Here is an 11970-nt window from a genome sequence, read left to right as displayed (position 1 = left end):
GGGTGAGGTAATTTTTTAACGCAGAGGAGCGCAGAGTTCGCGCAGAGTTTTAGTTTTTAAGGAGTTTTAATGTCTTTACCATTAGTCATTTCTGCCATTGCAACAACGATTTTACGCTGTCCAATAAAGGGGTTTCTACCGTGAGCAGCCAGCATATTATCTAGCATAATAATATCGCCTTTGTGCCAGGGGAAGCTAGTTTGCGATCGCTGATAGATTGTGTTAATTTCAGCGATTTCTTCTTGGGCAATTGGTGTACCATCACCAAAGTAAACATTACGAGGTAATTTTGATTCACCAAATATAGATAGCAGTGATTCTTGTACTTCTTTATCTAAGTAGGAAATATGGTGTAATTGAATTTGGTTGAAAAATACAGGTTCACCAGTTTTAGGATGTACTGCTAAAGCTGGGCGAATTTGTCGAGTTACTAACCTGTTATCATCATACCATTCAAATTCCATTCCGGCTTCGCAGCAATAATTTTCTACTTTATTTTTATCTGTAGTTTGGAAGAAGTTCTGCCAACTAACATCTAAACCTTCAGCAAAATTTCTTACATACATTAACTGTTTGCTGGATAATTTTTCTCGCAATTGAGGACTGAGTAATTGATAAGCTTTACGACAGTCAACAATTGGGGTTTCTCCACCGACCGCCGCAGGTTGAACACAGTAAAACCAAATTTTTAAGGGGAAGCAATGTAAATGAGAGCTTTCATTGTGAAAAAGGATAGCTTTATCTGCTGGGTAAGGAGTAGAACCATAAACTTTACCACCTTCACCTGTGCGGGGTAAGTCGCCGTATTCAGCAAATAAATTAGGGCAAATTGTTTGAGCAAAATTTTCAAACTCTGAAACTGATTTTACATTAAAACCTCTAAATAAAATTGCTCCATGTTTGAATAATTCTGTTTCCAGATATGCTCGATTATTCTCAGCCCAAGATATTACATCAATTTCTGCACTATTAGCCTGAATCACGAGTGGTAATTGTTGCCCAGCTTGCAGATAATCTGTTTTGATTAATTGCTCTACTGACAAGCTCACTGCTTTAGGCGCAATAGACATAAACTTTTGTCTTTTAGCTGCTTTACGCTCCTGTTGTTCCATAGCTTGTTGCTTTATCTCAGTTTCAGTGAGGATTTCTAAACTTCCAATCCGTGCATCAGGTTGGGTGATTATGCTATTAAGCAAAACTTGAAAATTATCTGTCATGCGAGCAATAGTGCTAGCATCAAACAAATCAGTGCTGTAGTTCCAGTTACCTACTAGCCGTTGCTCAGTTTCATTAATAAATAGTCCTAAATCAAATTTAGTGGTTTTAATATCCATTTCAATTTGTTTCATGCTCAACCCCAATAATGACTGCTGCGACTTTGGGATATTTTGCAGGACAAACAAAACTTGAAATAGCGGTGTTGGTTGTAAATTTCGCTCTGGTTGAATTTCTTCTACCAATTTAGCGAAGGGTAAATCTTGATGAGCATAGGCTGCCAATGCTACCTCTTTTACCCGTTCTAAAAGTTCATAAAAAGTTGGATTACCTGATAAATCTGTTCGTAATACTAATAAGTTAATAAAGAAACCGATTAATCCTTCAATTTCAGCCTGGTTACGGTTAGCAACATCAGTACCAACAATAATATCTTCTTGCTTGGTATAACGATGCAGAAGAATTTGAAAGCCTGCCAGCAGAGTCATAAATAAACTTACGCCTGCTTGGTGAGAAAGTTGTTGTAAACCTTGAGATAAGTTGGCAGGTATGGTGAAGGAGTAAGCCGCACCTCTGTAAGTAGGAACTTGCGGACGAGGCCTATCGCTAGGTAACTTCAGCACTGGAAGCTTACCAGCTAATTGATTTTTCCAATAGGCTAACTGAGTTTCTAGGGCTTGTGTTTGCAACCATTGACGCTGCCAAACAGCAAAGTCTGCATACTGGATAGGTAATTCGGGAAGCATGGGAGTTTTGCCTGTTGAAAACGCTTCATACAAATTGGCGATTTCTTGAATTAAGATTCCCATCGACCAACCATCAGAAATAATGTGGTGCATGGAAAACAACATCATATGGGCTTTGGGGTTAAAGCGTAAAAGCGTTACTCGTAATAATGGCCTTTGTCCAAGGTTGAAAGGACGGGCTTGTTCCTCAGTAATTAGAGTTTGGATTTGCTGTTGCTGTTGTTTTTCTGGTAAGTCTTCGAGGTCAATAACTGGTATCTTAAACTCCAAATTTTGAGCAATTACTTGCATTGGTTGCTCTTGTAATATTGCAAAAGTTGTTCTTAAAGCTTCGTGGCGTTGCACCAAAGCATTAAAGGATTGTTCAAGTGCTGCAATGTTGAGTAATCCCGTGAGTTCCACCGCCCCTGATATGTTATAGGTAGGGTTTCCTGGCTCTAGTTGGTCAAGGAACCACAAACGCTGTTGAGCAAACGAAAGGGGGAAATAATTCAGTTCTAGTTGGCGTGGAAGAGGAGGAATAGTTTGTTGTTTAAGGATTTTCCTATCCTTCTTCATTAACTTTAGTTCTAGCAGTGCCAGCTTTTCTGGAGAAAGTTTTTCTGCTAGTGCGAGCAGTTGACCATGTTGGATTTTCTGATTTGTTGTATCAACTACAACAGGGTTAATATCCCTTTTCAGTGCGATTGTTTGATTAAATGATACAGTGGGCTGGGAAATTTGTGCCTCTATTACATCACACGTATTGGCGACAGGATTAGTAGCAATAAATTTACCTGCTAGTATCCGGCAGCGATCGCGCACTGAATCTAAATTAGTCAACCGATGCAAGCTTTGAGCAACAATTTCTGGTTGCCATTGCGGTAAGGATAATGATTCACCAACACCCAAACGTTTTAAACAAGAGCCTGTATACAGTTGGTCTGCGCCCCCGCCCAAAACTAATTGAGGTATTCCTACTGCTAGTGCCTGACCACTTGTTACTAAACCACCATGATGAATAATTGCACTTGTATAGGACATACAGTTTACCAATGATGGTACATATTTCACCCACTTCACACCATCAGGCAGATTGTTAGGCACTAATTTTTCATGACGAGTTACTAATAACCCTGGAATGCCCAATAACTTACAGGCTGCGGCACTGACTGCAAAAAATTTCTCTCCAGCCAAAGATGTTGTCCCACCTGTAATTAATATTGGTGATGGTTTCTGTTGTAAAAATTCTTGTACATCAATAGGAATGCTTAAGGGTTCATCATCCCAAATAAAACCTGGCTGCAAGACTCCAGAGGATTCTTCAAGAGTGGCATCAGCAAACCAATCTGCCCAAAGTCCTATTGTTTTACTTGGTGTATCTCTCAACCATGCTGACCAATTTTCTACAGCAGATAGACCAATTTCTTTTCTAATTTGATTAATTTCATTACCAAGAATAGACCCAATCATTTCTGCAACTAAGGATTTAGTTGATAGATGGCTGGGTGAAGACATAACTGCTACTAGCGGCATTTCTAGTTTTTGGGCGGCGATGCGTGCAGCAATTCCTGGTGTATCACGAGCAACTAAAACAGTTTCCTGAAAGCGATAAAGTTGAGCAATTAATTCATATTCTGAGGCAACTTTAGGCAAGACATATTTTTGATAAATCTTTAAAAATCCTTGGGGACTATTAAATAAATACCCATCTGTTATTAACTGCTCAAACTCTTCAGGAGTATCCAACGCCAGGAAATTAAGCCCAGCTTTTTGCACAGCATTTTCAAAGTAGCAGTTAGTAATCACGCTAACATCATGTCCCCGTGCCTTCAGTTCTCTGCCGATTCTGATCAACGGGTACACTTCTCCAGCTGACCAGTGTGTTGTTAGTAAAACGTTTGCCATAGACCTTTGTGCTGCGACGCTTATTTTTGACGTTGGAGAATCATCCTTGATTCTGAAATCGCGGTTTACTGTAATTGATTGAGTGCCATTAGCACTTCTTCATCTGAGAGTTCATTCAATTCCTGAACAAGAGCAACTATATCTTCGACTTCTACTTGCTGGAGTTGATATCCCCGAATGATTTTCGCCAACTCCGCGATGGTAAACCCTTCGGTAAAAATCACTTTCAGGGGTAAATCAACTTGAAAATTTTGGCGCACGCGGGATAAAAGCTGTGTTGCTAAAAGTGAGTGTCCTCCCATTTCAAAGAAGTTATCGTGAATACCCACCCGTTCCAGATGAAGCAATTGTGTCCAAATTTCTGCTAGTGCTTGTTCTATAGGTGTTCGTGGAGTATCTAAGGATGCTGTTGCATTGGATTTGTGATATTCGGGTGCTGGTAAGGCTTGGCGGTCTAATTTGCCGTTTGATGTTAATGGCAAAGCATCTAAAATCAGGAATGCAGATGGCACCATGTAATCGGGCAATTTGTGTTGGAGAAATTCACGCAGATTAGTTGTCAGAATTTCGCTATGTTTTTGGCATGGTATAACATAAGCAACTAAACGCTTTTCTTTGGGTGCGTCTTCTCTCACGACTACCGCAACTTCGGCAACATCACGATGCTGTGCCAATAATGCTTCTATTTCTGCCAACTCAATGCGAAAACCCCGAATTTTCACCTGATGGTCAATTCGTCCTAAGTATTCGATATCACCATTAGCTAAATAACGCGCTAAATCACCAGTTCGATAAAGGCGTGTTGAGGGATTATTACTATTGCTGAAGGGATGAGAAATAAACTTGGAGTCGGTTAACTCAGGGCGGTTGAGATAACCACGTGCTACACCTGCACCGCCAACATACATCTCGCCAGGTATTCCAATTGGTACAGCTTGCTGATATTGATCCAAAATGTAGATTTGTAAATCTGGTATCGAACGACCAATCGTACTGCCAGAATAATTGAATACATCATTAGCGGTAATCGGTCGATAGGTGACATGGACGGTTGTTTCTGTAATCCCGTACATATTAATTAACTGCGGTGTTTCGTCACCATGTCGTTGTAACCAAGGTTGCAAACTTTGCAATTCCAAAGCTTCACCACCAAAAATCACAAAACGTAAGTTTAAATCTTGGTCAGTACCCACAGATTCATCTATTCGCATTAACTGTCGAAACGCAGAGGGTGTTTGATTCAGAACCGTCACCTGTTGTTGTTTTAACAACTGATAAAATTCTTCTGGTGAACGACTGACCCAATAAGGAACTACTACTAGTTTTCCACCGTGAAGTAGTGCCCCCCATAATTCCCAAACGGAAAAGTCAAAGGCAATGGAATGAAACAGTGTCCAGGCATCGTGGGCGTTGAAGTTAAACCAAGATTTAGTGGCTTGAAATAGACGCACTACGTTGTGGTGCGTACATAAAACACCTTTGGGTGTACCCGTAGAACCGGAGGTATAAATTACATAGGCAATGTTGTCCCCTGCAACATCTAAATCGAGGTTTTCGTCCCCAACGTGGTTATTGCTGAAGACAAATGTATCTAATTTTAAAACTTGGGTAGAACAGTTAGTAAATTTATTTAATAATTGGCTTTGGGTCAGTAATAAATCTACTTGGGCATCTTCTAAAATAAAAGCCGAGCGTTGTTGGGGGTAAGTTGGGTCTATGGGTACGTAAGTTCCACCAGTTTTAAGAATACTGAGGATGGCAACTACCATTTCCATCGAGCGTTCCATACATAACCCAACTTTGGCTTGAGTGCCTATTCCCAAACTTCGTAGGTGATTGGCGAGTTGGTTGGCTCTTTGGTTAAGTTGGTGGTATGTCAGAGATTCGTCTGCAAATACTACAGCAACTGCATCTGGGTTTTGCGCTACTTGGGCTTCAAATAATTGATGTAGGCACTTATCTTGGGGATAATGGCTGTGGATTTGTTGCCATGTTTCTAAAGTTGCCCGTTCTGGTTCAGTCAGTAGGGGTAGGGTGTGAATTGGCTGGTTGGGGTTAGCAATTATACTTTCTAGCAATGTTTGATAATGCCCCAGCATTCGAGTCATTGTGTCCCGATTAAATAAATCGGTGTTGTATTCAAGAGTACCTGTAACTCCCTGCTCAGTCTGCTGTAAAGAGAATACCAAATCAAAAAACGCTGTTTGATTTTCGACTTCTGGAAAACTTAAGGTGATCTCCGGTAGTTCTAAACTGACTTCTGGCAGATTTTGCAAGGAGAACATGACTTGAAACGGCGGTTTGCTACTAGAACGGCGATCAGAAGGCAACGATTCTAATAGCTTTTCAAAAGGTAAGTCTTGATGTGCGATCGCACCTAAAACTACTTCATGTACTCTATTTAATAGTTCTCGAAAACTAGGATTACCAGATAAGTCGCTACGTAGTAGCAAAGTATTAACGAAAAAGCCAATCAATCCTTCAACTTCTGGCCGGTTGCGGTTGGCAAAGGGAGAACCAACTAAAATATCATCCTGTCCTGTGTAGCGATGTAACAAGACTTTAAATGCAGCCAGCAAAGTGGTAAATAATGTCGCACCCTGTTGACGACTCAGTGATTGCAACGCCTCGGTGAGTGTTTGGGGTAACGCAAAAGATACACTCGCACCTTGATAAGTTTGTGCTTGCGATCGCGGACGGTCGGTTGGTAAATTAAGAACTGGCAATTCACCTTGTAATTTCTCTTGCCAATAAGCAAGTTGCTTTTCTAAAAATTCACCTTGAAGTTGCTCTCTTTGCCAAACTGCATAGTCTGCATATTGAATTGGCAATTCTGATAATGGAGAATTTTTATCTTGGCTGAAAGTAGTATAAAATGTTGCTAACTCCTGCAAGAAAACTCCACGCGACCAAGCATCAGCAACAATATGATGAATAGTCAACAGCATTAAGTATTCTGATTCATTCAGGTGCAGCAGGTTGACTCGTAACAATGGGCTATTTGTTAAGTCAAAAGCTTGTGTTTGCTCGCGTGTGATTAAGCTCTGAACTTCTTGCTGTTGTTCATTTGTTGATAAATTTTGTAAGTCAATAATTGGTAATTTTAGCTCCCAGGATAGTTTGATTACCTGAATTGGTTGCCCATTTACTGTTGAGAACGTTGTTCTTAATATTTCATGGCGTTGAATAATTTCTTGAATACTACGCTCTAATGCCTTAATATTCAAATGCCCTTTCAACAAAATGCTGGCAAACATATTGTATATAGAAGCATCAGGCTCTAATTGGTTGAGCAGCCACAACCTTTCTTGAGCATATGTCAAAGGAGCAGGATGATTGTGCAAACGACGAGGAATTAGATTTGATTGTAAATCTGATTCTACTTGCCGTTGCAAACGTTTCTTCAGCAGTGCCTGTTTTACAGGAGAAAGCTGAGAACGTCGTTGCCAGATTTTTTCTTCATTTATATCCATACCCATTACCGCTAGTGGCTTAATAAGTGTTTTTCTACTTCTTCATCAGTTAATTTATCTAATTCTTCAATAATAGAATTTTCAATGATTAAAGCTAATTCTGCTACTGAAGGAGCAGTAAAAATGTATTTAATAGATAAATCAATTTGAAATTCTTGGCGTAGTTGAAAAATCAGTTGGGTTGCGATTAAAGAATTTCCGCCCAAGTCAAAGAAATTATCATAAATGTTTACTTTGTCAATTCCCAATAATTCTTGAAAATATTTAGCCACTGTATATTCTATGGTATTACGTGGGGCAATATCTGTTGAGTAAGAATTATTGTTGTTTGATTTCGCAGAGGATTTTTCTAATTGCCTCATTAATTTTGAAGCATCAAAATTATCAAATTCAGTAATGAGATCATCTAGCTTGCGTGTGGCAACAATTACTTGCGAAAGCTGCCAAGATAGAATCCTGTTAAAAACATCTATGCCTTCTACAAATTTTATACCATAATTGTCACGATTTTTCTGAAACCAAGCTTGAATTTCTGGGAGATGTGCAAGTAATGAATTTTGCCAGTTATCCAATTCCCATGTATCCCAATTAATTGCAATAGTGAATCTATTACGGTTGGAAAGACTATAATGGGAGAAGGAATCAAGAAAAGCATTTGCTGCACAATAATCTACTTGTCCGAAACCACCACATATAGAAGTGAGTGAAGAGAATAAAACAAAGAAATCTAAATTAGTGTCTTGTAAAAGATTATCTAAGACAAGAGTTCCTTTTAACTTTGGTAGCAGCACATTTTCTGCCATTTCTGGAGTTTTTAATTGAATTAAGCCTGCTCCGGGTAAACCTGCTGCGTGAATTACGCCATGAATTGTGCCAAAGCGATCACCAACTTTATGAATAACATCTTGCATCTGTTCGTGGTTAGCTACATCAGCTTGTAACACTAAAACTTCAGCACCAAATGCTTCAATGGTTTGTATTTTCTGTATTTTTTTGCTAATTACATCTTCTGTACCATGCTCAGATAACCATTGTTGCCATTGTATTTTTGTGGGCAATTCTGAGCGTCCAACCAATACTAATTTAGCTTTAAATGTTTTAGCCAAATGTTCGGCAAATGTCAGTCCAAGTCCCCCTAGACCTCCAGTAATTAGATAAACTCCTCCTTGCCGTAATTTAGGTGTCGTTGGAGTTGAATTTTTTATAGATAACTTTTCAAAATACCGCACCCAACGTTGATTACCTCGATATAAAATTACCGATTCAGAAGACGGGGTGGTAATTTCTACAAATAGATTTTCAATTATTTCCTGCCATTGGTAACTTGCAGGTAGAGGCAGTTTAATATCTATACTGCGACAAGATATGTTTGGATATTCTTGAGGGATAACTTTACAAAGCCCAAGAAGTGTGGCTTTGGCAGGGCATAACTCATCATCATTAGTTAATTTTTGTAAGTAATTAGAGATAACATCTATACGTATATAGTTTGTAATATTATGCTCCCCTAATGCTTGGACTAAAAATAGCAGACTCCAAAAGCTACCTACTTGTAGTTCTTCCCATTCCTCCAATGGCGACTTTATACAATTGCTTGATGTAAGATTCCAGAAATGAACAATAGATGTGGGTATTTGATTTAAAAGCCGTAGTTCTTTAATTAAAGCCTTGTAGTCATCGCTGTTTTTAGGATTAATTATGTATTCGCCATCTCTACACTTAATAAAACACTCTCCAGCTTTGACAATTATTACTTCTTGATTTTCGTTTTCAAGTCGTTTTGCAACTTGGTCAGCAAGTTCACAGTTATCAACAAATATCAGCCAAGATTGCTTTTGCTCTAATTTAATCTGATTTAAACATAGAGGTGATACAGTTCTCTGCCAAGAAGGAACATAAAACCAGTCAGCAATATCAAGTTTATCGGCTTTTGATTCTTGGCTGTGATTGACATCGCCTGTCTGCGCTTGAGTTTCAATCCAGTAACGCTGACGTTCAAAGGGATAAGTTGGTAAAGGTAGGCGATAACGCTGTTCGTGAGCATAAAAACCAGACCAATTGATCTCAATTCCTGCTAACCACAACCGCCCTAAAATGTTGAGTAGAAAATTAACGTCTGATTTTTCTTCCTGGGGATGACGTAAAGAAGGTAATACAACTTGTCCGGCTGTTTCTTGGGTGTGTTGTTTGACGAGAGTACACAAGGTACGCCCTGGGCCTACTTCTAAGAGTATGCGATCGCCTGGGGCGCAGTCTAGCTGTTCGCCTTCCTCTAACAATACTGATAAACCATCTGAAAACTCTACTGTTTGCCGTAAATGCTGCGCCCAATAATCTGGAGATATTGCCTGTTCTGCTGTAATCCAAGTACCCGTGAGGTTAGAAATAAAGCGAATTTGAGGAGGATTAAGATTCACTTTTTTCAGTTCCGCTATGAATGGTTTTAACATCGCTTCCATCATGGGGGAGTGAAAAGCATGAGAAGTATGCAAACGGCGACACTCTATACCTTTGGCTGTTAACTTTTCTGCAATTTTGTCTACTGCATCATAACTTCCAGAAACCACACACAAGGAAGGTGCATTATTAGCAGCTAAAGCTAAATCCTCGTTGAGCAAGCTTTTTACTTCTGCTGCTGATGCGGAAACAGACAGCATTACACCTGTTGGCATTTGCTGCATTAGCCTCCCACGCATAGCAACCAAAGTTAACGCATCTTCCAAAGACATCACACCAGCAAGACAAGCGGCTACATATTCCCCAATACTGTGACCAATCATCGCTTGTGGGGAGATACCCCAAGACATCCACAGTTGAGCCAAAGCATATTCAATTACAAACAAGGCTGGTTGTGCAAACTGCGTCTGCTTGAGTTGTTCTGCTGCTGTTTGTTTTTTAGACTCTTGTGGATAAATAACTGAACGCAAATCTAAACCTAAATGCGGTTCTAGTAGCGAACAACAATTATCTACTTGATCACGGAATGTAGCCTCAGTCTGATACAGTTCCCGCCCCATTTCCACATACTGAGTGCCTTGTCCAGGGAACATGAAGGTGATAGAGCGTTGAATTGGTTCCTGAAAGTGAGTTAGTACTTGTTGAGAATCTATAGTTTCTAAGGCGGTTATTGCTTCTTGGGTATTTTGGCAAACTACAACACGGCGATGATTGAAGACTCCACGGCCTACTTGCAATGTATAAGCTATATCTGCCAAATTTAAATGAGGATGCTGTCTAAGATGTTGAGCCAAATTGTTAGTAGCAGTTTCCAGAGCCGAATCAGTCTTAGCCGAAAGTACCAACAACTGATATTCTCTGCCCTGCTCCCCTGCTCCTTTGCTTACCTGCTCTCTTAAAGAAGGAGCTTCTTCTAAAACAATATGAGCATTCGTCCCACCAATACCTAAAGAACTGACTCCCGCCCGACGTGGTGTAGAAGTTGCCTTCCATTGAGTCAACTTGGTATTGACATAAAAAGGACTATTAGCAAAGTCAATTTCTGGGTTAGGCTGCTCAAAATTTAAGTTGGGAGGAATCAACTTATGTTTTAACGCCAAAGCGGTTTTAATCAAACCTGTCACCCCAGCAGCAGCGTCTAAATGTCCAATATTGGTTTTGACAGAACCGATCGCACAGAAACCTTTTTTCTCAGTCTCCGCCCGAAAAACATTTGTCAAGGCAGATATTTCTATAGGATCGCCTAACGCTGTTCCTGTTCCATGAGTTTCGATATAGGTGATGGTTTCTGGATCAATATCAGCCAGGGCTATGGCTTCAGCGATCGCTTCGGCTTGTCCGTTGACGCTGGGTGCTGTATAGCCCACTTTCCCAGAACCATCGTTATTGATAGCACTACCTTTAATCAGAGCATAGATATGATCGCCGTCTGCGATCGCATCCGATAACCGCTTTAATAGTACCACTCCTACGCCATTACCAATAACTGTCCCTCTGGCTTTGGCATCAAAAGTACGACAATGACCGTCAGGTGATAAAATGCCTCCTTCTTGATGCAAATACCCTGTTTTTTGGGGTATACGAATCGAAGCCCCACCCGCCAAAGCCATGTCGCATTGATAATTTAGTAAACTTTGGCAAGCTAAAGCAGTTGCTACTAAAGAAGTAGAACAAGCCGTTTGGATGGTAAGACTCGGCCCAGTCAGATTTAATTTATAGGAAACGCGAGTAGACAAAAAATCTTTATCATTTCCAATTAGCTTTTGAAAACTATCTGCTGAACCAATGCGATCGCTATTTAACCTAAAAGTTAAATAATTATTTAAACTAGCACCGGCATAAACCCCAATTCGAGTGTTACATCTTTGAGCATCATAACCACCATTTTCCAAGGCTTCCCAAGCACATTCTAAAAATAACCGATGTTGGGGATCAGTCATTTGGGCTTCTTTGGGATTAAAGCCAAAGAAACTAGCATCAAATAAATCTATATGGTCTAATACTGCACCCGCTTTTATATAGTTAGGATTTTTGGCTAATGATGGATCTACTCCAGCAGCAATTAATTCTTGATCACCGAATTGAGAAATTGCCTCAACTCCATCACATAAATTTTGCCAAAACTCGGTAATATTTTTTGCTCCTGGGAAACGCCCAGCCAAGCCAATAATGGCAATACCTTCCATAACTGA

Annotated in this window: 3 protein-coding genes; all 3 read right to left on the bottom strand. The window is 39.9% G+C overall.

The annotated features are described in order from the left end of the window. Positions 1 to 56 precede the first annotated feature (56 nt). On the bottom strand, positions 57 to 3848 hold the full coding sequence (locus ACPZ3T_RS16745) for a condensation domain-containing protein (RefSeq protein WP_490270608.1): 3792 nt from the start codon (positions 3846 to 3848) through the stop codon (positions 57 to 59). Between the two features lie 65 nt (positions 3849 to 3913). Continuing rightward, positions 3914 to 7321: a non-ribosomal peptide synthetase gene (locus ACPZ3T_RS16740; RefSeq protein WP_490270607.1), complete on the bottom strand. Its 3408-nt coding sequence runs from the start codon at positions 7319 to 7321 to the stop codon at positions 3914 to 3916. Between the two features lie 11 nt (positions 7322 to 7332). Then, a complete protein-coding gene (locus tag ACPZ3T_RS16735; RefSeq protein ID WP_490270606.1) occupies positions 7333 to 11964 on the bottom strand; it encodes a type I polyketide synthase in 4632 nt (1543 codons plus the stop codon). Positions 11965 to 11970 lie beyond the last annotated feature (6 nt).

The sequence above is a fragment of the Aliinostoc maniaoense genome (genome assembly GCF_058172895.1).
The sequence above is the reverse complement of the archived record's forward strand: the minus strand, read 5'-3'. Positions and strand labels throughout refer to the sequence as shown.

Excerpts from the sequence above, each read along its gene's own strand:
- ACPZ3T_RS16745 (WP_490270608.1), bottom strand. The coding sequence starts at position 3,848 with ATGGCAAACGTTTTACTAACAACACACTGGTCAGCTGGAGAAGTGTAC.
- ACPZ3T_RS16740 (WP_490270607.1), bottom strand. The coding sequence starts at position 7,321 with ATGGATATAAATGAAGAAAAAATCTGGCAACGACGTTCTCAGCTTTCT.
- ACPZ3T_RS16735 (WP_490270606.1), bottom strand. The coding sequence starts at position 11,964 with ATGGAAGGTATTGCCATTATTGGCTTGGCTGGGCGTTTCCCAGGAGCA.